A 22,799-nucleotide genomic window follows, 5' to 3' on the forward strand; every position below is an offset into this window, starting at 1 on the left:
TTGCCCGCGCGCCGCTCCGCGCGCACCCTGGAGTCATGACCGCCTGGAGCCCTCTCGAGATCGTCGGCGCCGTGGTGATCGCCCTCGCGCAGATCGGGCGGACCGCGCTCACCACGGCCATCCCGGTCCTCGCGTTCCAGGGCGGCTTCGACACCACGCAGATCGGGGCGCTCTTCGCCGCCCTCGGGGTCACGATGCTCGTGCTCGCGACGGCGACCGCGATCGTCGGCGTCATCGGCGTCGCGCGGAAGGACCGCGCCCGGCTGCTCTCGGCCGTCACGCTCGGCGTCGGCGCGAGCGTCGCGATCGTCGAGCTGGGCGCGCTCGTCGTCCCGCCCCTGGTCGGCCTCTCCCTCCAGTACTGACGAGGCCCGCCGGAGGGGATCCCTCCGCCCGCCCTCGCAGGATCCACACGGCGTCGCGCACGGCCCCTCGCGCTCCCCTGCGCCGCGACGGCCCTGCCGGCTCCCCGGCGATGCGCCAGGATGGGGGCATGACGACACGCGTGGACGGCCTCTTCGTCTACCCGGTGAAGGGCTTGACCCCGCAGCCGCTCCCCTGCGTCGAGCTCACCCCAGGCCGCGGCGTCCCCTTCGACCGCACGATCGCCCTCGCCCGCCCCGGCGGCGCCTACCGGCCCGGCATGCGGCACGGCATCTCCAAGCGCGAGTACTTCGTGCTCGTCGCCGAGGCCCGCCTCGCCGGCCTGACCACGCACCTCGACCCCGACAGCGGAGTGCTCACCGTCCACGTCCGCGGCCACCGGGTCCTCTCCGCCGACCTGGGCGCGGAGGACGGACGGGCCGCACTGCGCTCCTTCGCCGCCCGCGTGCTCGACCTGCCGCCCGGCGTCGAGCCCGTGATCGCCCAGGACGCGGGGCGCCGCTACACCGACACGGCCCACAACTCCGATGTCGAGATGGAGTACGTCTCGCTGATCAACCTGGCGAGTGTCCGCGACCTCGCCGAGCGCACCGGCCGGAGCGTCGATCCGCTGCGGTTCCGCGGGAACATTTATCTCGAGGGGCTGCCCGCGTGGAGCGAGCTCGAGCTGCTCGGCCGCGAGCTGACCGCGGGCGGGCTGCGGCTGCGGATCACGAAGGCCACCGAGCGGTGCGCCGCGACCGAGGTCGAGCCGGGCACCGGTCGGCGCGACCTGCCCGTCCCGCGCCTGCTGCACGAGACCTACGGCCACGAGCTCCTCGGCGTCTACGCTGAGGTCCTCGACGGCGGCACGCTCGGCGTGGGCGACGAGCTGGTGCTCCGTGGCTGAGCTGCGGCTCGTGGTGGCCGAGCGCGAGGCGCTCACCCCGGCCGTCACCCGCTTCGTGCTGCGGAGCGAGGACGGCGCCCCGCTGCCCGGCTACTCCGCCGGCGCGCACCTCACGCTCACGACCCCCTCCGGTGAGCGCCGCAGCTACAGCCTCGTCGAGCCGGGATCCGCGGAGCCGTCGCACTACGCGATCGCGGTGCGCCGCGAGCCCGGGGGTCGGGGCGGATCGCGGAGCCTCCACGACGACGTCCGCGTCGGCGATGTCCTCTCCTCCGCGCCGCCCGCGAACACCTTCGCCCTCCGGCCCGCCGCCCGCTACCTCCTGATCGCCGGCGGGATCGGGGTCACCCCGATCCGCGCGATGGCCGCCGAGCTCCGGGCGCAGGGATCGGCCGTGCAGGTCGTCTACCTCAGCCGCACCCCCGAGGACACCGCGTGGCTCGACGAGTTCTCCGCCGACGGCTCCCTTGTGCACCACAGTGCGATCCACGGCCGGCTCGACCTCTGGCCGCTCGTCGCCGAGCCCGACGACGACACCCGGATCTACTGCTGCGGTCCGTCCGCGCTGATCGACGAGGTCCTCGCCCTCACGATGCACTGGCGCCCGAGCCGGATCCACGTCGAGGACTTCGCGGGCGTCGACGCCGTCGGCGACCGAGCCGTCCCCTTCGCCGCCGTCTGGGAGCCGACCGGAGCCGTCGTGGAGGTCCCGGCCGACCGCTCGCTCCTCACCGCGCTCCGCTCCTCCGGGATCGACGTCGACTCCTCCTGCGAGTCGGGCACGTGCGGCACCTGCCGCCTGCGCCTCGTCGGCGGGACGGCGGAGCACCGCGACCTGGTGCTGACCCCCGAGGAGCAGGACCGCTGGATCATGCCGTGCGTCTCGCGCTCCGCCGGCGGCGAGCTGGTCGTCGCCCCGGAGTGACGGAGCGACGGGGCCCGGCCCCACGCACGCCGGCCGACACGCGTCGGCCGTCGTGTGACGCCGCGTGACGGGCGCCCGGCGCCCGGTCCCCCGCGTGCCTAGGCTCCCGGACGGGGGATCACGACCGTCACGACCGAAGGACTTCCGATGACCAGCACCTCCGTCCGCACCCAGCTCGACGAGTTCACCGTCGGCTTCGACGAGACGGTCGGCCCCGAGCTCGCCGCCGTCTTCTCCGGCGAGCGCGACGACCTCGTCGCCGCCGGCGCCCCGAGCGGAGCCGTCACCGCCGGCGACGCGCTCCCCGCCGCCTCCGTCGTGACCGTCGACGGCGACACCGTCGCCCTCGCGGACGTCCTCGGCGCGGGCCCGGCCGTCCTCGTCTTCTACCGCGGAGCCTGGTGCCCGTACTGCAACATCACGCTCAAGCACTACAACGAGACCCTCGCCCCCGAGCTCGCGTCGCGCGGAGTCGCCCTCGTCGCGATCAGCCCGCAGACCCCCGACGGGTCGCGCGCAGCGGTCGCGGGCGGCGACCTGGGCTTCACCGTCGTCTCCGACCCCGGCAACACGCTCGCGAGCGCTCTCGGCATCGTCACCGCCCCCAGCGGCGACGCGCAGGAGGCGCACACCGCGCTCGGCTTCGCCGTGAAGGACAGCAACGCCGACGACACCCCGGCCGTCCCGTACCCGACCGTCCTGGTCGTCGACGCCGACCGGATCGTCCGCACGGCGGACGTGCACGTCGACTACACGACGCGCACGGAGACCGAGGAGATCCTCGCCGCTGTCGACGCGCTCTGACGCCTCCGCTCGCACCCTGAGCACGCGCGGCGGTCGAGCGCACCCCCTCGCCCGCCGCGCCGCCGCTCCCTAGGCTCGACCCGTGACAGCGGAGACGGACGTGCTCGTGGTCGGCGGCGGTCCGGTCGGACTCCTGCTCGGCGCGCTCCTGGCGCGGGCCGGAGTGGACGTGCAGGTGTGGGAGCGGCGCTCCTCGGTGCCGCGCGGCTCGCGGGCGATCGGCATCCATCCGCCGTCGCTCGACGCGTTCGCCGCGATCGGCGCCGATGCTCCCGTGCTGGCCGAGGCCACCCGGGTCCGCGAGGGCGTCGCGCGCAGCCGGGGCCGCACCCTCGGCACGCTCTCGTTCGCGCGCGCCTCCGCGACGCACCCCTACGTCGTCACCCTCGACCAGCACCGCACCGAGGCGATCCTCCGCGAGCGCCTCGAGGCGGCGGCCCCGGACGCGCTGCGCCCGGGGGTCGCGCTGACCGGCCTGCTCCGCCGCGGCTCCACCGTCGAGGCGACCGGCACCGGACCGGGCGGCGAGCCGGTCTCCGTCCGCGCCGCCTTCGTCGTGGGAGCCGACGGCGCCCGCAGCACCGTCCGCGACCTGCTCGGGATCCGCACCACCGGCCGCGACTACCCGGACCGCTACGTGATGGGCGACTTCGCCGACCCCGAGCCCGGCGGTCTCACCGGCACCGCGCTGGTCGACGTCGGCCCGGCCGGAGTGGTGGAGTCCTTCCCGCTCCCGGGCGGTCGGCGCCGGTACGTCGCCCTGAGCGGCCCGGACCGCTCCCTCGGCGCCCCCGCCTGGCGGCCCGAGGAGGCCCCCGACCAGGAGGCCGCGCGCGCCCTGGCCGCCGCTGTCCGCGACCGGACGGGCGCCGACGCCGACCCGGACACCTGCACGATGCTCAGCGGATTCCAGGTGCGGCGCCGCGAGGCCGAGCGGATGGGCGTCGGCCGCGTCGTGCTCATCGGCGACGCCGCGCACGAGATCAGTCCGATCGGCGGGCAGGGCATGAACCTCGGCTGGCTCGACGCCGCCGAGCTCGCCCCGCTCCTGGCCGGTGCCGTGCGCCGCGGCGAGGCCGGCCCCTGGCCCGGCTTCGCCCGGCGGCGCACCACCGCGGCCCGGCGCGCGGCGCGGCAGGCGGAGGCGAACATGGCGCTCGGACGCCCGCTCGGCACGCTCGCGCACCGCGGCCGCGAGGCGTTCCTCCGCACCGCCCTCGCCCTGCCGACCTCGGACCTGCTCGCCCGCGTCTACGCGATGCGCTGGTCCTGAGGTCGCGGGCGGCCGGTCAGCCGACCAGCCGCGCGCCCGCCAGCCCGAGCTCGACCACCAGCACGAGCGAGGCCGCGATCACCAGCCGGAACAGGGTGCGCGTGGGCGGGCCGGTCAGCACCAGGCGGATGCCCGCCGCGGCGAGCACGACCACCGCGAGGGTCCCGATCACCGCGAGCACCACGCCCGTCCCGCGCACCGGCTGGTCGCCGACGAGCTGTCCGACGAGCACGAGCAGCGCGGCGACCACCAGCGACCCGAAGGCGACGACTCCGGAGAGCCGCAGGCCGAGGCGGTGCGGGAAGCCGCGGACGCCGGTGGCCTCATCGTCGACCAGGTCGGGGAGCACGTTCGTGCAGTGGATCGCGACGCCGAACACGGCGCCGGTCGCGATCGCCCACCAGGCGGGGACCCGGCCGTCGCCCGCCGCCACCGCCACCACCGGCAGCAGCCCGAAGGCGACCACGAAGGGAGCGACCGACCAGACCGTGCGCTTGAGCCCCGCGTCGTAGGCCCAGCCCGCGGCGACCAGCACCAGGTGCGCGACCGCGGCGACCGGTCCGAGCAGCAGCGAGAGCACCACGGCGGCCGCGGCCGTCCCCAGTGCGGCGGTGCGGACGGCGCCCACGCCGATCAGCCCCTGCGCGACCGGCTTGTCGGTGCGCCCCACCGCGCGGTCGCGGTCGGCGTCGATCCAGTCGTTCGCGAGCCCGATCGAGAGCTGCCCGAGCAGCACGGCGAGCGCCACCAGCACGACCTGCCCGAGCGGATGCCCGGACGCCGCCGCGATCACGGTCGCCAGCACGGTGACCGTCACGGTCGGCCCGGGGTGCGACGAGGCCAGCAGGAGTCGCACCCGGGACGTCATCCCGCCAGCCTACGGTCGCGGCGGCACAGCGGGGCGCCGGTCGCGATCCCCGCCCGGCGCGCGATCCAGCGTGGTCCGAGCGCGGCGCCCGCATCCGCCCGCGACGGGAATGGCCCGGGATGGGGCAGGGTTGCACCACCCGGCATCCCGACTCAGGAAGAAGGCCTCGTGGACCTCGTGCACTGGCTGTTCGACGCGCAGATCGTCATCGGCGAGCAGACCGTCCTCTGGCGGGAGGTCATCGGCAACGTCTTCGGGCTCCTCAGCGCCCTCGGCGGGATGCGGAGGAAGGTCTGGGCCTGGCCCGTCGGCCTCATCGGCAACGTGCTGCTGTTCACGGTCTTCATGGGCGCCCTGTTCGGCACTCCGAACCCCGTCAACCTGCTCGGCCAGGCCGGGCGGCAGGTGATGTTCATCCTGGTCAGCGTCTACGGCTGGTACCGGTGGACCCACCGCCCCGACGACTCGACCACCTTGATCGAGCCGCGCTGGGCGTCGTGGCGCACCCGCGGCCTGCTGGTGCTCGGGATGGTCGGCGGCACCGCGGTGCTGACCCCGGTGTTCCGCGCGCTCGGCTCCTACGAGCCGGTCTGGAGCGACGCGTGGATCTTCGTCGGCTCCGTCCTCGCCACCTACGGCATGGCGAAGGGCTGGACCGAGTTCTGGCTCATCTGGGTGGCCGTCGACCTGGTCGGCGTGCCGCTGCTGTTCTCGGCCGGCTACTACGCGTCGGGGCTGATGTACGTCTTCTACGGCGCGTTCACCCTGGTCGGCTTCTTCGTCTGGATGCGGCAGGGCACCCGTCCGTCCGCCGCTCCGATCACGGTCGGCTAGCTCTAGCAGCCCGCCGCTCCCGGCGGAAGTGGCCGTGCGGGAGGCGCTGTCGGTGGTCCACTGGGAGCGGAGGCGCCCGCCTCCCCCACCCGGAACGGACGCCATGCTCTCCCTCGTCTACTCCAGCCGCACCTCCGCCGGCTTCACGGACGCCGACCTCCCCGCGCTGCTCGCCCAGTGCCGCGCGAACAACGAGCGCCTCGGCCTGACCGGCATGCTCCTGCACCGCGACGGCCGATTCCTCCAGGTGCTCGAGGGGCCGGACGCGGTCCTGCGCGAGCGGATGGCCGTCATCGCCGCCGACGAGCGCCACGCGCAGCTGCGCACCCTCCTCGAGGAGCCGATCCGGGAGCGGCTGTTCCCGGAGTGGTCGATGGCGTTCGAGTCCGCCGCCGACGCCGACGCCGCCGGGCTCCGCACCTCCTTCGACGACCTCGACGACGCCGAAGCCGAGAGCGCGACGCTCCCGGCCCTGCGCGAGCTCATCCGCTTCTTCCGCGAGCGGAGTTAGGCGGAGCTGGGCGGAGCTGGGCGGAGCTGGGCGGAGCTGGGCGGAGCTAGGCGGAGCTAGGCGGAGCTGGGCGGAGCTATACGGGACGCCGGGATCGCGGCCGGTCCGCCGCCGGAACCCGACGCCCGTCAGTCCTCCGCCGAGGGAGGAGCGAGCCGGTCGAGCCGCGCCAGGAGCGGGGCGAAGCCGTCGCCGAGCAGGGCGCTCAGCGGCTCGCCGAACCAGAACCGCCAGACGGCGTCGAGCTCCTCGCCGGTGATCCGTCCTCGGCGCAGGAGGATGCTCGCGATCGGGGCCGCCTCAGACGCGTACTCGTGGCGGGGAGCGCCGTCCTCGCGACCCGGCTCGAGTCCGTACGGATCGATCCCGTCGAGCTCCCGCAGGACGGCCGCCACCATTGCGTCACGGCGTTCCGCGGTCGCGCCGTCCTGATTCGTCGGTGCTCGGCGCTCCATCGCGAGAAGGTACCGAGCCCACTCCTCGTCGTCCATTCGTCGTCTCCGATCTCTCCGGATGCCGCGCCTTCTCGAGGCCTTTCTCTTCCTTCGGCGCCGGCTTGTCGAGGCACGGGGGAACCGCCTCTCCGACGGCTTGTCATCCCCCCGCGAGAAAGGCGCGGACGCCTTCCCGCGTCAGCCCCGAGGCGACGGCGAGCCGGTGCTCTCCGGCCCCGAGTCGGGCGGCTCCGCGGAGGGCCGCGGCCCTTTCTCCGCCCTCGCCGGAAGTCCCGCTCCGGAATGCCGCGAATTCCGCGGACACCTTGTCGAGAGCGTCGACGACATCGCCGGACACGCTTTCCGGCGGCTCGCCGAGATCGATGCGCCAGCCTCTCCCTGACTTCTCGTCGCTGTCGTTCACACGCAGGAAAGTACCCCGGACCGCAGGGTGGCGCCTGTGATCGCCCGACGCCGTCGCGCCCCAGGGATCCGTCGTCGACGTCCGAGCGCACACGCCTCCCGGTCCGGAGAGGACGGCCTTCGAGGACTGTCCCGCGGACCTCGTCGCCGTGCTCCGCTCCGATGCGGCCTTCGCCTCGGCCGAGGTCTTCGACGGCTGACCCGACCGCGGCGACCACCCGCTGCGACGATCGCGGGGCGGAGGCGCGGATCGCGTCGTTCCGGCGCGCCCGCACCAGCGGTGCCGGAACGTCCGGCCGATCCGGGAGCGGCACCCGTCCGAGCCGTCGAGGTTCCGTCGGTGTGCAGGCCCCCGCGCCGAGGGACGTAAAGTGTGCTCACACGCGCCCGCGGACGGGCGAGCCGCCCGTGAGGGCGCCCCGGTCCTGCGTCGGAGGCGCCGATCACAGAGAGCCGCGGTGCCCGATGCCGGAAGACAAGCCCGCGTCGCGGGCGCCGAGCATCTACGACGTCGCCCGCGCGGCCGGCGTCTCGCACCAGACCGTCTCCCGGGTCCTGAACGACCACCCGAGCCTCCGCGCCGAGACGAAGAAGCGCGTGCTCGAGGTCATGGCCGAGCTCGACTACCGCCCCAACCTCGCCGCGCGGGCACTGGTCACCAGCCGCACCCGCACCGTCGGCGTGCTGTCCTCGCAGAGCCTGCAGTACGGTCCGGCCTCCAGCATCCAGGCCATCGAGGTGGCGGCGCGCGACGCGGGCTACCTCGTCGTCACGGCCAACGTCGACGGCACCGACGGCGCGTCGATCCAGGCCGGGATCCGGCATCTGCTCAACCAGGCGGTCGAGGGCCTCGTGGTCGTCGCCCCGCAGATCCGCGTCTTCGACATCCTCTCCGGAGTCGCGCTGCGCATCCCGCACGTGACGCTGCAGACGAGCGAGGACGACCGCGACGACGCGCTCTACGTCGACCAGATGGCCGGCGCCCGCATCGCCACCGGGCACCTGATCGACCTCGGGCACACCGAGATCGTGCACCTCGCCGGCCCGCAGGACTGGATCGAGGCCGAGGCGCGGATGCGCGGCTACCTCGCCGAGCTCGACCACCGCTCGATCCCGCTGCGCCCGCCGCTGCTCGGCGACTGGAGCGCCGAGCGCGGCCACCGCGTGGGCCTCGAGCTCTCGCGCTTCCTCGACTTCACCGCGGTGTTCGCGGGGAACGACCAGATGGCACTCGGACTGATGAGCGCGTTCCACGAGCGCGGGGTCCGCGTGCCGGAGGACGTCAGCGTCATCGGCTTCGACGACATCCCCGAGGCGGCGTTCTACTGGCCGCCGCTGACCAGCGTCCGCCAGGACTTCGTGGAGCTCGGACGCCGGTGCGTGGCCGCGCTGCTCAGCCTGATCGAGGGCGACCGGCCGGAGAAGGCGGCCCCGATCGCTCCGCAGCTGGTCGTCCGCGGATCCACGGCCGTCCCCCGGAGCGCGAGCGTCACCGCCTCGCGCTGACCGGCGGCCGCGACGCCCTCGCGCCGCGACCGCCCGGGATCACTCGCCGTGAGCGGCGATCGACACGTCGTTCCAGCGCTTCCAGGTCTCGAGGCGCGACTCGTAGTCCGCCGTCGCGATGCCCAGCGGCGCGCGTCCGAAGAAGATCCGCAGCGGCGGCTCGTCCGCGTCCACGATCGCGAGGATCCCGAGGCGCGAGGCCCGCGGGTCGCCCTGCTGAGCGGCGGAGGGGCGTCGGCTCGCTGCCTCGCGGACCTCGTCGTACGCAGCGATCGGCTCGCTGCGCGACGCGGAGGGACCGGACCAGTCGGTCGAGTACCCGCCGGGCTCGACGAGAGTCACGTGGATCCCGAAGCCGGCGACCTCGGCGGCCAGCGACTGGGTGAGGCCCTCGACCGCCCACTTCGACGCGTGGTACGCGCCGATCGAGGGGAACGCGCTGATGCCGCCGATGCTCGACACCTGGACGATGTGGCCCGAGCCCTGCTCGCGGAGGATCGGCAGCGCGGCCTGGGTGACCCAGAGGGCGCCGAAGACGTTGGTCTCGAGCTGCGCGCGGACCTCCTCCTCGGTGAGCTCCTCGATCATGCCGAAGTGCCCGTAGCCGGCGTTGTTGATCACGACGTCCAGCCGGCCGAACCGCTCGGCCGCGGCCTGCACAGCGGCGAAGCCGGCCGCGCGGTCGGTCACGTCGAGGGTCAGCGGGAGGAACGTGTCCGGGTACTCCTCGACGAGGGCGTCGAGGGTCTCGATCCGGCGGGCGGTGCCGGCGACCGAGTCGCCGCGCTCGAGCGCCGCCTCGGCCCACTCGCGGCCGAAGCCCTTCGAGGCGCCGGTGATGAACCAGGTCTTCGTCATGGTGTGCGTCCTTTCGACAGTGCTGGACGCAACGCCGACGGCTCCGGCTCCCTTCCGGGGCCGGGGACCCTTGACAGCACCGCTCCGAGAGCGGACGACGCGCCGCCGGTGTCCCGTTACCGAGTCGAGACGTGCGCGTTGACACGAACGGCGCCGTCGGGTCTAGCATGACGCAATGTGATCGCTCACATGGCATCACAACTCCGCCCCGATCCCGAGGGCGGCCCTGCATCCACTGCATTCAATGACGAAGGAATCACAGTGACCACAATGAAGCGCGCTCTCATCGCCGGCATCGCCGGCGGAGCGATGATCCTCTCCCTCGCCGCCTGCTCCTCCGGAACCGGTGGCGGCTCGGGCTCGGGATCCGGCGACGGCGGCCTCGTCGGCGTCGCGATGCCGACCAAGTCGTCCGAGCGCTGGATCGCTGACGGCAACAACGTCAAGTCGCAGCTCGAGGAGGCCGGCTACCAGGTCGACCTGCAGTACGCCGAGGACGACATCCCCACCCAGGTCTCGCAGCTCGAGAACATGATCACCAAGGGCGCCAAGGCCCTGATCGTCGCCTCGATCGACGGCACCACCCTCACGAGCGTGCTCGAGGAGGCCAAGGCCAACGACATCCCCGTCATCGCCTACGACCGCCTCATCCGCGACTCCGAGAACGTGGACTACTACGCCACGTTCGACAACTACAAGGTGGGCGTCCAGCAGGCCACCTCGCTCCTCGCGGGCCTCGGTCTCACCGACCTCACCGGCGCGAAGGCCGCCGACGCCCCCGCCGGCCCGTTCAACGTCGAGCTGTTCGCCGGCAGCCCCGACGACAACAACGCCACGTTCTTCTTCAACGGCGCGATGGACACCCTCCAGCCGTACATCGACGACAAGACGCTCGTCGTGAAGTCCGGCGAGACCGACTTCAACACCGTCGCCACGCTCCGCTGGGACGGCGAGGTCGCCCAGAGCCGCATGGAGGACATCCTCACCAAGACGTACTCCGACGGCTCCAAGGTCCAGGGCGTCCTCTCGCCCTACGACGGCCTCAGCCGCGGCATCATCTCGGCTCTGACCGACGCCGGCTACACCGTCGGCTCCGACTTCCCGATCATCACCGGTCAGGACGCCGAGCTCGACTCCGTCAAGGCGATCATCGCCGGCGAGCAGTACGCGACCATCTACAAGGACACCCGCGAGCTCGCCAAGGAGGCCGTGAAGATGGCCCAGGCCGTGCTCGAGGGCACCGAGCCCGAGGTCAACGACACCGACACCTACGACAACGGCAAGAAGGTCGTCCCGTCCTTCCTGCTCGAGCCGGTCATCGTCACCAAGGACCAGATCCAGTCCGTCCTCGTCGACGGCGGCTACTACACCGACGCGGAAGTGAACGGCTAGTCCTCTCTCCTCACCCGAGAAGGAACACCCCGGGAGGGCGCCCACTGGGCGCCCTCCCCCACTACGAAGGAAGGGAGGCGGCGTGACCTCGAACATCCTCGAGATGCGCGGCATCACCAAGACGTTCCCGGGCGTGAAGGCGCTCCAGGACGTCACGCTCAACGCACAGCGCGGCGAAGTCCACGCGATCTGCGGGGAGAACGGCGCCGGCAAGTCGACGCTGATGAAGGTCCTGTCGGGCGTCTACCCGCACGGCACCTACGAGGGCGACATCGTCTTCGAGGACGAGGTGATGCAGTTCTCCAGCATCCGCGACTCGGAGGCGAAGGGCATCGTCATCATCCACCAGGAGCTGGCCCTCAGCCCCTACCTCTCCATCGCGGAGAACATCTTCCTCGGCAACGAGGTGCGCGGCTTCGGCGGCCTGATCGACTGGAACAAGACCAACCAGGAGGCCGCGGCGCTGCTGGCCCGCGTGGGTCTGCGCGAGAACCCGACCACCAAGATCATGGAGATCGGAGTCGGCAAGCAGCAGCTCGTCGAGATCGCGAAGGCGCTCTCGAAGCGGGTCAAGCTGCTCATCCTCGACGAGCCCACCGCGGCCCTGAACGACGAGGACTCGGACCACCTGCTCGACCTGATCCTGCACCTCAAGGAGCAGGGCATCACGTCGATCATCATCAGCCACAAGCTGAACGAGATCAAGAAGATCGCGGACACCGTCACGGTCATCCGCGACGGCAAGACCATCGAGACGATCGCTCACGACGACGTCACCGAGGACCGCATCATCAAGGACATGGTCGGCCGCGACCTCGACCACCGCTACCCGGACCACACGCCGCACATCGGCGAGGAGATCCTGCGCGTGGTCGACTGGACGGCCCACCACCCCCAGGACCCGACCCGCGTCATGGTGGACAAGGTCAACCTGTCGGTCCACCGCGGCGAGATCGTCGGCATCGCCGGGCTCATGGGCGCCGGGCGCACCGAGTTCGCGATGAGCCTCTTCGGCCGCTCCTACGGCAGCCGCATCTCGGGCCAGGTCTTCAAGGCCGGCAAGGAGATCAAGATCCGCAACGTCTCGGAGGCGATCGCCCACGGGCTCGCCTACGCGACCGAGGACCGCAAGCACTACGGCCTCAACCTGATCGACGACATCAAGCGGAACATCTCGCTCGCGTCGCTCGACAAGGTCGCCCGCGGCGGACTCGTCGACGACAACCGCGAGTTCGAGGTCGCCAACGAGTACCGCGGCAGCATGAACATCAAGTCGCCGACCGTGCTCGCCAAGACCGGGAAGCTCTCCGGCGGCAACCAGCAGAAGGTCGTCCTGTCGAAGTGGATCTACTCCGACCCGGACGTCCTCATCCTCGACGAGCCCACCCGCGGCATCGACGTGGGTGCGAAGTACGAGATCTACACCATCATCAACCGGCTCGCGGCGCAGGGTAAGGGGATCATCGTCATCTCCTCCGAGCTGCCGGAGCTGCTCGGCATCTGCGACCGCGTCTACGCGCTGTCGGAGGGCCGGATCACGGGCGAGCTGCCCATCGCCGAGGCGACGCCCGAGGCGGTCCTCACCCTCATGACCCAGGAGAAGCAACGATGACCGATCTGCAGAACGAACCGTCCACCGCGGCCGGTGCGCAGGTGAAGCCCACCGAGAACGCCTTCACGAAGCGCCTCAGCCACGTGCTGGGCGACCTCGGCAAGAACGGCATCTTCATCGCCCTCATCGTGGTGGTGCTGCTGTTCGAGGTGATGACCGGCGGAATCCTCCTCCGCCCCCAGAACATCTCGAACCTGATCGTCCAGAACGGCTACATCCTGATCCTCGCCATCGGCATGGTGATGGTCATCGTGGCCGGGCACATCGACCTCTCGGTCGGCTCGGTCGCGGCGTTCGTCGGAGCGATCTCGGGCGTCTTCGCGGTCAACATGGGTCTCCCGTGGTGGCTGTCGATCATCCTCTCCCTCCTCATCGGCGCCCTGGTCGGCGCGTGGCAGGGCTTCTGGATCGCGTACGTCGGGATCCCGGCGTTCATCGTGACCCTGGCGGGCATGCTGATCTTCCGCGGCCTGGCGCTCGTCGTCCTCGGCAACGCGAACATCGGCTCCTTCCCGACCGAGTACCGCGCGCTGGGCAACGGCTTCCTCACCGACCTGTTCGGCGAGACCGACCTCGACCCGCTGTCGCTCGTCATCGGCGCGCTCGCGATCGTCGCCTTCGCCGTGCAGTCCGTGCGCACCCGCCGCGGCCGTCAGAAGTACGCGCAGAGCGTCGAGCCGGGCGCCTGGTTCGTCACCAAGCTCGTCCTCGTCTCCGTCGTGATCGCAGCCTTCTCCTTCGCGCTGGCCACCTTCAAGGGCATCCCGGTCACCCTGATCGTGCTCGCCGTGCTCGTCCTGATCTACGGCGTGGTCATGAACCGCTCCGTCTTCGGCCGTCACGTCTACGCGATCGGCGGCAACCTGCACGCCGCGGAGCTGTCCGGCATCAAGACCCGCAACGTCACCTTCTGGCTGTTCGTCAACATGGGCGTCCTCGCGGCGCTGGCCGGCCTCGTCTTCACCGCGCGACTCAACCTCGCCGGCCCGAAGGCGGGCGACGGCTTCGAGCTCGAGGCCATCTCGGCCGCCTTCATCGGCGGCGCGGCGGTCCAGGGCGGCGTCGGCACCATCGGCGGCGCGATCATCGGTGGCCTCATCATCGGCGTCCTGAACAACGGCATGTCGATCATGGGCATCGGCATCGAGTGGCAGCAGGCGGTCAAGGGCCTCGTGCTCCTGCTCGCGGTCGCCTTCGACGTCTACAACAAGCGCCGCTCGGGCGGACGCTAGGCCCTGCGGTCGTGCCCGACTGGTCGCGGTTCCTGCCGCTGAGCACCGGGCCCTCGGTCGACGAGACGGGCGTCAGCAACGACTGGCGCCCCCTCGTCGCCGAGAGGCTCGACCGCCTCGCCGTCCTGGCCGCCTCGCCCTCCACCACGGAAGGCGAGGCGGCCAGTGCCGTCTCCCGGGACGCCCTGCTCGGAGAGCTCGTCGTGCGGCTCTCGAGCAGCACCGGCCAGCGCCTCGCGACGCGGATGGGCGCCCGCGAGGCCTCCTCCCCTCCCCCTGCCGCCGAGATCGCCCCGGCCCTGGCCGCTCTCGCCTCCGCTCGCCGCGCCGGCGCCGGTCCCCGCTCGGTCGCCGAGCTGGTCGAGGTCGTCCGCGTCGAGCTCGCCCTCTCCCCCGAGCCGCTCGCCCTCTCCTCCCGCATCACCGGCGGGGTGGCCCTGGACCGCCTGCAGCGCGCGCCGCTCGCGATCCGCGCCGCCGTCCGCGGTCGCACCCTCGCTCCGACCGACGCGGAGTGGGAGCTCGGCTCCGGCCCCGCCCTGCGCGTGCCGGCCGACGCGATCCTCCGCTTCCTGCTCGGCCTCGGGCCCTTCCCCGCCGAGCCGACCGCCTAGGCGGCGCCGCCACCTGCCCCCGGGCGGAGGCGGCGCCGCGCCGGTCGTAGCATCGGAGGATGATGCGCTCACTGCCGAGAAGCACCCCGTCCGCCCGCTCCGTCGACGCCGAGGGAGTGCTGGCCTTCGTCGAAGGGGTCGAGGCCGCTCCCGGCGTCGAGCTGCACGGGCTGATGGTGGTGCAGGGCGGCGACGTGGTCGCCGAGGGCTGGTGGGCGCCGTACTCGGCCGAGCGGCTGCACCTCTTCTACTCGCTGAGCAAGAGCTTCACCGCGACCGCCGTCGGCCTCGCGGTCGCCGAGGGCCTGGTCGACCTGGACGCCACCGTCCTCTCGTACTTCCCCGAGCTCGACGACGAGATCACCGACCCGCACTCGCGTGCGATCCGCGTCCGCCACGTCCTCGCGATGGCGAGCGGTCACTCCGCCGAGACGATCGACCGTGCCGAGGAGACGGACCCGGCCGACCTGGTGCGCGGCTTCCTCCTCCTCCCGCCGGAGCAGGAGCCGGGCAGCGTCTTCGCCTACAACCAGCCCTGCACCTTCGCCGCCGCCGCGATCGTGCAGCGCGTGGGCGGGCAGTCGCTGACCGACTACCTGCGCCCGCGCCTGCTCGATCCGCTCGGCATCGGCGAGGTCGCCTGGCATCGCGACGACTCGGGGCGCGAGCTCGGCTACAGCGGGCTGCACGCCACCACCGAGGCGGCAGCTGCGCTCGGACTGCTGTACCTGCAGGAGGGGCGCTGGGGCGACCGGCGGATCCTCTCGCCGGAATGGGTCGCCGAGGCGTCCCGCGCGCACGTCCCGACCCACGAGGACGGCGGACCGGACTGGCAGCAGGGCTACGGCTTCCAGTTCTGGCGGTCGCTGCACGGCTACCGCGCGGACGGCGCGTACGGGCAGTTCAGCCTGATCGTGCCCGAGCACGAGCTCGTGATCGCGCTGACCGGCCAGACCTCGGACACGCAGACGCTGCTCGCGCTCGCCTGGGAGCACCTGCTCCCCGCCGTCGGCCGAGGGTCCACGGCGGAGGCCGACGCCCGACTGGCCGACCGGCTGTCGGAGCTCGCCCTGCCCCCGCTCGAGGGCGCCTCCCCCGCGACCGGGAGCTACACGCCGGTCGGATCGTGGCCCGACGCCGTCGAGGTGACGGCCGACGAGGGCGGCTGGACGCTCGCGCTGACCGAGGGCGACGAGCGCTTCACGGTGACGCCCGGCGCGGGAGCCTGGACCGACGACGGGCCGTTCGCGGCGAGCGCCGGACCCTCGGGCGACGGAGTCCTGGTCGACGTCGTGTTCCTCGAGACCCCGCACCGCCTGCACGTCGAGCTCGCTCCCGACCGCACCGCCCGCGTCCGCTGGGAGACGGAGCCGCTGCACGACGGCCCGCTCGCCGGGCTGCGCGCCCCGCGCTGACGGCAGGACCCGCTCCGCTCATCCGTCGCGAACGGCCCGTCCGCCCCTCGGCGACGGGCCGTTCGCGACGGATCGAGAGGGGTCGCGCTCGGCCGTGCGGACTGCGCGCATCGGGCGGTGCTCACCGGGGGTCGACCGGAGCCGCTACTTCCCGTCGATCCGGCCGAGGGCGGCCCCGTGGTGTCGGAAGGCGTCCCGCGCCGCGCCCCAGCTCCGCGGATCGACGCCGAGCGCGGTGCGGAGATAGGCGGTGCTCAGCCGCTGCAGCGCGGCGACGCGCTCGGGGTCCGCGTCGGTCGTCTCCGCCACCGAGTCCCCGACGATCCCGCCGAGCGAGTGCTCCGCACCGTGGAGGGTCAGCAGGTCGGAGGCGCCGGGGCTGTGCGTGAAGGCGTCGGTGAACCAGTCCGGGCCGCGCCGCGACATCCGCGACTGGTCGCGGTCGCCCGCGACGACCAGGGTCGGTGTGGTCAGCTCGGCGAACGAGGGCCGCAGGAAGGGGAAGCGCTCGCGGGCGAACGGCGCGAGGTCGTCCCCGGCGAGCCCGGTCGCCGCGAGCAGGATCCCGGCGCGGACCCGCTCGTCCGAGAGGTCGGCTCCGGCGGTGCCGTCGTCGTCGAGGACGCGGGCGCCGAGGAGGGCCTGCGCGGTCTGCCCGCCCCAGGAGTGGCCGGCCACGGCGATCCGGGCGCGGTCGATCCGCCCGGCGAGGCCGGGGAGGGCCGCCTCGAGGGTATCGAGCCGGTCGAGGGAGCGGGTCAGATCAGCGATCCGCTCCGTCCAGATGCTCGGGAAGACCGGGTGGTCGAAGCCGAAGCCGTTGCGGCGGGAGTCGAGATGGGTGGGCTGGATCACGACGAAGCCGCGGGACGCCCAGAAGGCGGTCAGCGGGGCGTAGCCGTCGAGGTTCCAGCCGTTGCCGTGCGAGAACAGCACGACGGGCAGATCCGACCCCGTCGTCGGGGCCGAGACGCGGACCTCGAGCGGGACCGGGCGGCCGGGGGCGTCGAGCGCGACCGGAGCGAGGGAGACGACGGGGGCGCCGGGTCCGACGACGCGGTCGAGGGAGTCGAGGAGCGGAGTGGGCACGAGGGTCCTTCCTGGGGGGCGGCGCTCTGGCACAATCGTCGGAGCGCTGCTCCGGAACATTGCGGAGCGCTGCTCCGGAACGTGGTGGAGCTGCGCTCGGAGACATTACGGAGCGCCGCTCCGAAAAGCAAGGAGAACCGATGAGCGACCGTGTGCCCCGCACGCCCGGCCGACCGCGGACGAGTCGCGACGCACTGCTCGCCGCCGCGGCGACGGTGTTCGTGGCCTCCGGCGTGGACGCGCCGGTCCGCGAGATCGCGGCGGAGGCCGGCGTCGGCATGGGGACGATCTACCGGCACTTCCCGACCCGCTCGGAGCTCGTGGTCGCCGTCTACCGCCACCAGGTCGAGGCCTGCGCGGAGGCGGGCCCACGGCTGCTCGCCGACAGCGCGACCCCGGAGGCAGCCCTCAGGGCCTGGGTCGCCCTCTTCGTCGACCTCCTGGTGACCAAGCACGGCCTCGCCGGTGCGCTCCAGGGCGACAGCGCCGGATCAGACGCGCTGCACGCCTACTTCGTGGAGCGGCTCGTCCCCGTCTGCGGCGACCTGCTCGAGGCGGCACGACCCGCCCGGATCCCGGCGTCCAGTCTCAGCGGCTACATGCTCCTCAAGGGCATCGGCAACCTCTGCATCGGCGCCGCCCACGATCCGGACTACGACGCCGACACCCTCGTGCAGGCCCTCGTCACCGGAGCGCTGCAGGCGGATCAGCCCTGATCGCCTCCACGGTCCGCTCGACCGCGTCCTCGACCGCCGCCCTGCGGCTCGCGTCGTCCTCGCGCTCGGACTCGTGGACGAAGACGGCCCCGCCGCGCCGGGCCCCGCAGTAGTCGATGATCCCGTGCTGGATCTGCGTCAGCAGCGCCTGCTCGTAGCCGTGCCGCTCGTAGGTCCCGGCGGAGTCCCCCGCGACGAGGACGAGGTGGACGGTCAGGGCGCCGAGCCTGCGCTGCGTGCCGTGGACGGGGTCGATGTCGAAGGCCCAGCCGGCGAGGAAGACGCGGTCGATCCAGCCCTTCAGCAGCGCGGGCATCGACCACCAGTAGACGGGGAAGACGAGCACGAGGTGGTCCACGCCGTCGAGCCGGCGCTGCTCGCGGAGGACGTCGTCGGGAACCGGGCCGACACCGCGGTAGCGGTCCCGGTCGGCCGCGCCGAACCGCGGGTCGAAGCCCTCGGCGTCGAGGTCGGCCGTCTCCACTCCGTCGGGGCCGAGCTCCTCCCGCAGCCGCCGGGCGAGGGCGGCGGTGAGGGAGTCGCGGTCGGGGTGCGCGGTGACGAGGAGGGTGCTCACCGCTCCAGTGAACCGCACCCGCCCTGCGGCACCCCTGGCAGGATGACCCGGTGACTCCGCACCGCTCCCCCCGCCGCCCCGACGTCGTCTCCGTCGAGCTCGTCGGTGGACCGGAGCCGCTCGAGCTCGCCCTGCACGAGCACGACCCCGAGTGGTCCCCCCTGTACGAGGAGCACCGGCGGCGCATCCTCGAGGCCGTCCCGGGCGTGCGGGTCGAGCACATCGGCTCGACCTCCGTCCCGGGCCTGCCCGCGAAGCCGATCGTCGACGTGCTGGTCGTCGTGCCCGACGTCACGGCGGAGGAGGACCACGTCGCGCCGCTGCTCGCGGCCGGCTACGTCCTGCGCACCCGCGAGCCCGGGCACCGGCTCGTCCGCACGCCCGGACGGGACGCCCACGTCCACATCTACGAGGAGGGTCATCCCGCGATCGACGCGTACCTCCTCCTGCGCGACCGGCTGCGCACCGACCCGGCCGACCGCGAGCTCTACCGCAGCACGAAGGCGTCTCTCCTCCTCCGGCGCTGGGAGGACGGGAACGACTACGCCGAGGCGAAGTCCGCCGTGATCGCGGCCATCCTCGAGCGCGCGAGATCCTCGCAGCCCTGAGATCGATATCCGGAAGGCGGTCAGCGGCTAGGCCGCACCGCACGTCCGATCGCCCTCGAGCCCTCCGGCCCGGGGGGCGGTCGCGGTTCGGGCGGCATCGGATGATCGACGGTTCGCGGAGCGCGCCCTCCAACCGGGCGGAGCGCTCGCGCCTGAAGGTCGAGCAGCGAGGACCGGGCCCGCGCAGCCGTCGGTATCCGGCGACCGAATGGATTCGGATGTTGACGTCATCAGAGCCTCGTGGAAGCCTGATGTTTGCGTGAACATGCGCGAAGTCCCCGGTGCAAAGGAGCACAGCATGACGTCTCGACCACGAACGGCCGCCGCGGCGGTGGCCGCGCTGCTCGTCGCAGCACTCCTGGGAACAGGAGCGCAGTCGGCCTCGGCCGCCGTGGCCACGGATCCCGACGACGGAGTGCCGCGCACCTCGACGCCCGTGACCTACACCGACTACCCGGCGGTCCAGGACCCGGGCAGCACCGCGGCCGGCTACTTCCAGCCCTACTGGTACGACACCGACGGCCGCCACATCCAGGCGCACGGCGGCCAGATCGTCACCGTCGAGGAGGGCGGTCAGCAGGTCCAGTACTGGTACGGCGAGGACCGCACGAAGGGCTACTGGAACAGTCCCGGAGTCGCGGTCTACCGCTCCACCGACGGCCACAACTGGGAGAACAAGGGAACCGCGCTGCGCAGCGTCTCGGCTCCGGCCGACCTCGAGGCCCCCTACTTCGACGCGCTCTACGACACCGTCGACGACTCCGGAGCCCCTCGCGCCGACCGCATCGCGGAGCTCGACTACCACCTCGACACGACGCAGGCCTCGCCGAACACCGCCATCTTCGAGCGCCCCAAGGTCCTCTTCAACGAGAAGACCGGCAAGTGGGTCATGTGGTGGCACTCCGACGGCCGCATCACCCCGGGTGGCAGCACCTACGCGCGCTCGATGGCGGGAGTCGCCGTCTCGGACAGCCCGACCGGGCCCTTCACGCTCCAGGGCGTCTACCGCCTCTACAACCGCACGGACTACAAGTCCTGCACCACCTCCGCCGTGCCCGGGCAGGCGCGGGACATGACCGTCTTCCAGGACGAGGACGGCACCGCGTACATCTCCTACTCCTCCGAGGAGAACTACTCGCTCTACGTGGCGAAGCTGGACGCCGACTACACCAACGTCGAGCGGACCACCACGACCGACACCCTCGACGCGAACCAGTACTCGGCCGACGGGACGTACCCCTACGTCTTCGCCGACGGTGCGGCCGGAGCACCGGTGCGCGGCACCGACTTCCAGATCGTGAAGGAGTGCGGACACCTCGAGGCGCCCGCGATCTTCGCCAACGGCGGCAAGTACTACACGATCGCCTCCGGGGCGACCGGCTGGGCGCCGAACCCGCAGACCTACTACACCGCCGACTCGATCCTCGGCGCGTGGACCCGCGGAGTCGAGAAGGGCGACGCCGACGAGAACGTCGCCTACAACGCGATCCCGGAGGGCGGCGACGGCCTGCTCTCGATCGGCGACTCCCGCAAGACGACCTTCGGCTCGCAGTCGACGAACGTCCTCACGCTCGCTCCCGGGAAGTACGTCTACATGGGCGACCGGTGGAACGAGGGCAAGTCGGACTCGACCTACGTCTGGCTCCCGATGACGGTCGGCGAGAACGGCCGCCTCGAGATGCGGAATCCGGCTCAGGAGGACCCGGCGCGCTGGGGATCCGGCTGGAACCTCTCCTACTGGGACGACAAGGGGGTCGGCGACGGCGTCTGGTCGGTCGTGGACGCCCGTCTGCCGAAGCAGGTCCGCCGCGGCGCCGACATCGCCGCCGCGCTCCCCTCGACGGTCTCGGTCGCGAGCAACGGCTCGACCCGCGACGTCGCCGTGACCTGGGCCGCCCCCGGCCCCGCCGAGCTCGGCACGGTGCAGGTGACGGGCACGCTCGCCGCAGACGCCGGGTTCTCCTCCGGCCGCCGCTTCACCCGCACGATCGAGGTGGCGGAGCCGGGAATCGCGAACCTCGCTCCCGGAGCGTCCGTCGCGGTCTCGAGCCGCACGGACCTCGTCGGCAAGCTCATCGACGGCGACGTCAAGGGCAAGGGCTGGGACGACTGGTCCTCGTCCGGCTACCCGCGCGACAGCCGCCTCTCCTTCTCCTGGGGCGCCGCGCAGAACCTCGACTCGGTGACGGTCAGCACCTACAAGGACGGTGCGACCGCGACCTGGCCCTCGCGGATCGAGGTCGAGTACCAGGTGAACGGAGCATGGACGACCTCCTCGGTCGCCACCACCCTCAGCCAGGCCGCGACCGGATCCGCCCCGACGGCGATCCTCGACCTGTCCTCCCTGCCCGACACCACGGGCCTCCGCCTGCACCTCACCAGCGCGGCGAACACGTGGCAGTCGGTCTCGGAGGTGCAGATCTGGGGCACCGCGCCGCCGACGAACGTCTGCCGCGTCCCCGGAGCCGCGGTCTCGGCGTCGTTCAGCCAGACGAAGTACGCGACCCTCCCCGCGAAGAACGCCTGCGACGGCAACGTGAGCACCCCCTGGTCGACCTGGACCGACGGCACCTTCGCCGGCAGCGCCGAGTTCACGCTGACGAACACCGAGGCGCACCGCGTCGCCGGGCTCACCTTCACCAACACCGAGGGCACCCTGGCGTCGGTGAGCGTGGCCTACCGCGCCGAGGACGGCACCTGGAAGCCGACCACCGCGCAGAACGTCGCTCCGGCGGCGAACGGCACGCTGACCACGATCCCGTTCGCGGCGGTCTCGGCCACCGGCCTGAAGCTGACCTTCTCCACGCCGGGCTCGTTCCTCAAGATCGGCGAGATCGTCGTCCCCGAGGCGGCCGCCCCGGCGCTGACGGTGCCGGTGACCGTGACGTCGCGCTGCGTGGCCGGGAAGGCGGTGCTGACTGTCCTCGCCAAGAACGGCGGCACCGCTCCGATCGACGTCGCGATGGCCTCGGCCTACGGCTCGAAGACGGTCACCGCGGTGGCCGCGGGTGCGAGCGGATCGGCCGCGTTCACCACCCGCCTGGCGAGCATGCCGGGCAGCCAGGTGACGGTGACCGCCACGGCGGGCTCCGAGACCCTCGCGCAGACGGTGGCCTACCCGGCCCGCGTCTGCTGAGCGCACGGCGGCCGGTCGACCGGCCGTGACGGAGGAGGGGGTGCCCGCGGGCGCTCCCTCCTCTGCGTGTGCGGCGCATCATCCGACGCGCAGGGCGAGTGCGGGCTCGATGCGCGCGGCTCAGGGCTCCAGATGCCGAAGGACGTGCCGGGCCTGGGCGGGAGCGCCGTCACGTCGATCTCCGCGGGCGGGAAGGAACGGCCGCTCCCCCGCAGGCGCTCCCCGAGAAGGAGATCGGTCGCCTGATCGATCCGGCTCAGCGCCGCCTCGTCGAAGAGGTGGGCGCACGAGCATGGCCGAGCTCCGCTGGCGCGCTGCGCGGTACTCCACCCGGAAGCGGGGGTGCAGAGCACTTCGCGCTCCTGGTAGTAATCACAGGCGGGCGCATCGCAGAGCCCGCAGAACTGGACCGTCCGTGACCCGCACCACCCGCGCTCTCGCCGCGTTCGTCCCGACGACGACCCTCGTGCTCTCCGTGGTGTTCGCCTCCGCCGCCCTCGCGCCCGAGGCGATGACCGCCCCGGAAGCGGTGTCGACGCCGACCGCCGCCTCGCCCGCGGAGGATGCGGCGCCGACTGCGGACCCCTCCGCTCCCGGTGCGGGATCCGGCGCCTCCGACCGCCGCTCCTCGAGCCCCTCCTCCGCGGATCCCGTCGCGCCCCGGCAGCCGACGACCCCGGAGGCCGCTCCGGTCGCGCC

General features: G+C 72.6%; 22 protein-coding genes and 1 pseudogene. 17 read left to right on the forward strand and 6 right to left on the reverse strand.

Annotated features, from left to right (window positions below; translation table 11 throughout):
• Positions 1–35: 35 nt before the first annotated feature.
• The 5 genes from C5C10_RS15840 to C5C10_RS15860 all read left to right on the forward strand — a co-directional run bounded on the left by C5C10_RS15840 (position 36) and on the right by C5C10_RS15860 (position 4,275).
• Positions 36–365 (forward strand): hypothetical protein, encoded by a 330-nt coding sequence (locus tag C5C10_RS15840; RefSeq protein WP_146082185.1) that lies wholly within the window; start codon positions 36–38, stop codon positions 363–365.
• 128 nt (positions 366–493) lie between these two features.
• Positions 494–1,273 (forward strand): MOSC domain-containing protein, encoded by a 780-nt coding sequence (locus C5C10_RS15845; RefSeq protein WP_181073492.1) that lies wholly within the window; start codon positions 494–496, stop codon positions 1,271–1,273.
• Entirely contained in the window at positions 1,266–2,198 is a 933-nt protein-coding gene (locus C5C10_RS15850) for a PDR/VanB family oxidoreductase (RefSeq protein WP_104250910.1), read from the forward strand. Before C5C10_RS15845 ends, C5C10_RS15850 begins: the two co-directional genes overlap by 8 nt.
• A gap of 147 nt (positions 2,199–2,345) precedes the next feature.
• Positions 2,346–3,002 carry a peroxiredoxin-like family protein gene (locus tag C5C10_RS15855; RefSeq protein WP_104329744.1) on the forward strand — a complete coding sequence of 219 codons (657 nt, stop codon included), beginning with the start codon at positions 2,346–2,348 and terminating at the stop codon, positions 3,000–3,002.
• A gap of 82 nt (positions 3,003–3,084) precedes the next feature.
• Positions 3,085–4,275 (forward strand): NAD(P)/FAD-dependent oxidoreductase, encoded by a 1,191-nt coding sequence (locus tag C5C10_RS15860; protein ID WP_104329745.1) that lies wholly within the window; start codon positions 3,085–3,087, stop codon positions 4,273–4,275.
• A 16-nt stretch (positions 4,276–4,291) separates the two neighbouring features.
• Here C5C10_RS15860 and C5C10_RS15865 read toward each other — a convergent pair whose 3' ends face one another.
• Positions 4,292–5,143 (reverse strand): UbiA family prenyltransferase, encoded by an 852-nt coding sequence (locus C5C10_RS15865; protein WP_104329746.1) that lies wholly within the window; start codon positions 5,141–5,143, stop codon positions 4,292–4,294.
• Between the two features lie 168 nt (positions 5,144–5,311).
• Between C5C10_RS15865 and pnuC the strand changes: the two genes are divergently transcribed.
• Together pnuC and C5C10_RS15875 are read left to right on the forward strand one after the other, a co-directional pair.
• Complete coding sequence (pnuC, locus tag C5C10_RS15870) at positions 5,312–5,977, forward strand: nicotinamide riboside transporter PnuC (protein WP_104227403.1); 666 nt, start codon at positions 5,312–5,314, stop codon at positions 5,975–5,977.
• Between the two features lie 103 nt (positions 5,978–6,080).
• On the forward strand, positions 6,081–6,488 hold the full coding sequence (locus C5C10_RS15875) for a BLUF domain-containing protein (RefSeq protein ID WP_104227402.1): 408 nt from the start codon (positions 6,081–6,083) through the stop codon (positions 6,486–6,488).
• Between the two features lie 128 nt (positions 6,489–6,616).
• Here C5C10_RS15875 and C5C10_RS15880 read toward each other — a convergent pair whose 3' ends face one another.
• Together C5C10_RS15880 and C5C10_RS17610 are read right to left on the reverse strand one after the other, a co-directional pair.
• A complete protein-coding gene (locus C5C10_RS15880; RefSeq protein WP_146082186.1) occupies positions 6,617–6,943 on the reverse strand; it encodes a hypothetical protein in 327 nt (108 codons plus the stop codon).
• 139 nt (positions 6,944–7,082) lie between these two features.
• Entirely contained in the window at positions 7,083–7,346 is a 264-nt protein-coding gene (locus tag C5C10_RS17610) for a hypothetical protein (protein WP_104227400.1), read from the reverse strand.
• A gap of 464 nt (positions 7,347–7,810) precedes the next feature.
• On the opposite strand from C5C10_RS17610, the gene C5C10_RS15890 reads away from it, so the two are divergent.
• Positions 7,811–8,851, forward strand: coding sequence for a LacI family DNA-binding transcriptional regulator (locus C5C10_RS15890; protein WP_104234510.1), 1,041 nt, complete (start codon positions 7,811–7,813; stop codon positions 8,849–8,851).
• 39 nt (positions 8,852–8,890) lie between these two features.
• Here the strand turns inward: C5C10_RS15890 and C5C10_RS15895 are convergent, their stop codons facing one another.
• The gene (locus tag C5C10_RS15895; protein WP_104329749.1) at positions 8,891–9,709 is read right to left on the reverse strand and encodes an SDR family oxidoreductase; all 819 of its coding nucleotides are present in this window, start codon (positions 9,707–9,709) and stop codon (positions 8,891–8,893) included.
• A gap of 270 nt (positions 9,710–9,979) precedes the next feature.
• On the opposite strand from C5C10_RS15895, the gene chvE reads away from it, so the two are divergent.
• From chvE to C5C10_RS15920, 5 genes are all read left to right on the forward strand, one after another.
• A complete protein-coding gene (gene chvE, locus C5C10_RS15900) occupies positions 9,980–11,101 on the forward strand; it encodes a multiple monosaccharide ABC transporter substrate-binding protein (protein ID WP_104224984.1) in 1,122 nt (373 codons plus the stop codon).
• An 82-nt stretch (positions 11,102–11,183) separates the two neighbouring features.
• Positions 11,184–12,713, forward strand: coding sequence for a multiple monosaccharide ABC transporter ATP-binding protein (mmsA, locus tag C5C10_RS15905; protein ID WP_104256398.1), 1,530 nt, complete (start codon positions 11,184–11,186; stop codon positions 12,711–12,713).
• Positions 12,710–13,945, forward strand: a complete 1,236-nt coding sequence (gene mmsB / locus C5C10_RS15910) for a multiple monosaccharide ABC transporter permease (protein ID WP_104227395.1) — start codon at positions 12,710–12,712, stop codon at positions 13,943–13,945. The genes mmsA and mmsB overlap by 4 nt, the downstream gene beginning before the upstream one ends.
• An 11-nt stretch (positions 13,946–13,956) precedes the next feature.
• Positions 13,957–14,559, forward strand: coding sequence for a hypothetical protein (locus tag C5C10_RS15915; RefSeq protein ID WP_104234507.1), 603 nt, complete (start codon positions 13,957–13,959; stop codon positions 14,557–14,559).
• Positions 14,560–14,618: 59 nt separating this feature from the next.
• Positions 14,619–15,974: a serine hydrolase gene (locus tag C5C10_RS15920; RefSeq protein ID WP_219813280.1), complete on the forward strand. Its 1,356-nt coding sequence runs from the start codon at positions 14,619–14,621 to the stop codon at positions 15,972–15,974.
• A gap of 144 nt (positions 15,975–16,118) precedes the next feature.
• On the opposite strand, the gene C5C10_RS15925 is transcribed toward C5C10_RS15920, so the two are convergent.
• Positions 16,119–17,063, reverse strand: a complete 945-nt coding sequence (locus C5C10_RS15925; protein WP_258060626.1) for a chlorophyllase — start codon at positions 17,061–17,063, stop codon at positions 16,119–16,121.
• Positions 17,064–17,203: 140 nt separating this feature from the next.
• Between C5C10_RS15925 and C5C10_RS15930 the strand changes: the two genes are divergently transcribed.
• Positions 17,204–17,779, forward strand: coding sequence for a TetR/AcrR family transcriptional regulator (locus tag C5C10_RS15930; protein ID WP_104329752.1), 576 nt, complete (start codon positions 17,204–17,206; stop codon positions 17,777–17,779).
• Here the strand turns inward: C5C10_RS15930 and C5C10_RS15935 are convergent.
• Positions 17,748–18,356, reverse strand: a complete 609-nt coding sequence (locus C5C10_RS15935; RefSeq protein ID WP_104324799.1) for an NAD(P)H-dependent oxidoreductase — start codon at positions 18,354–18,356, stop codon at positions 17,748–17,750. The genes C5C10_RS15930 and C5C10_RS15935 overlap by 32 nt on opposite strands.
• A gap of 50 nt (positions 18,357–18,406) precedes the next feature.
• Here C5C10_RS15935 and C5C10_RS15940 point away from each other — a divergent pair, with 50 nt between their 5' ends.
• From C5C10_RS15940 to C5C10_RS15955, 3 genes and pseudogenes are all read left to right on the forward strand, one after another.
• Positions 18,407–18,964 carry a GrpB family protein gene (locus C5C10_RS15940; protein WP_104329753.1) on the forward strand — a complete coding sequence of 186 codons (558 nt, stop codon included), beginning with the start codon at positions 18,407–18,409 and terminating at the stop codon, positions 18,962–18,964.
• A gap of 298 nt (positions 18,965–19,262) precedes the next feature.
• Entirely contained in the window at positions 19,263–22,100 is a 2,838-nt protein-coding gene (locus C5C10_RS15945) for a discoidin domain-containing protein (RefSeq protein ID WP_104329754.1), read from the forward strand.
• A gap of 415 nt (positions 22,101–22,515) precedes the next feature.
• Positions 22,516–22,799: pseudogene (locus C5C10_RS15955) on the forward strand (hypothetical protein); the annotation flags it as partial.

Source organism: Rathayibacter sp. AY1A3 (genome assembly GCF_002930975.1).
GTDB lineage: Bacteria > Actinomycetota > Actinomycetes > Actinomycetales > Microbacteriaceae > Rathayibacter.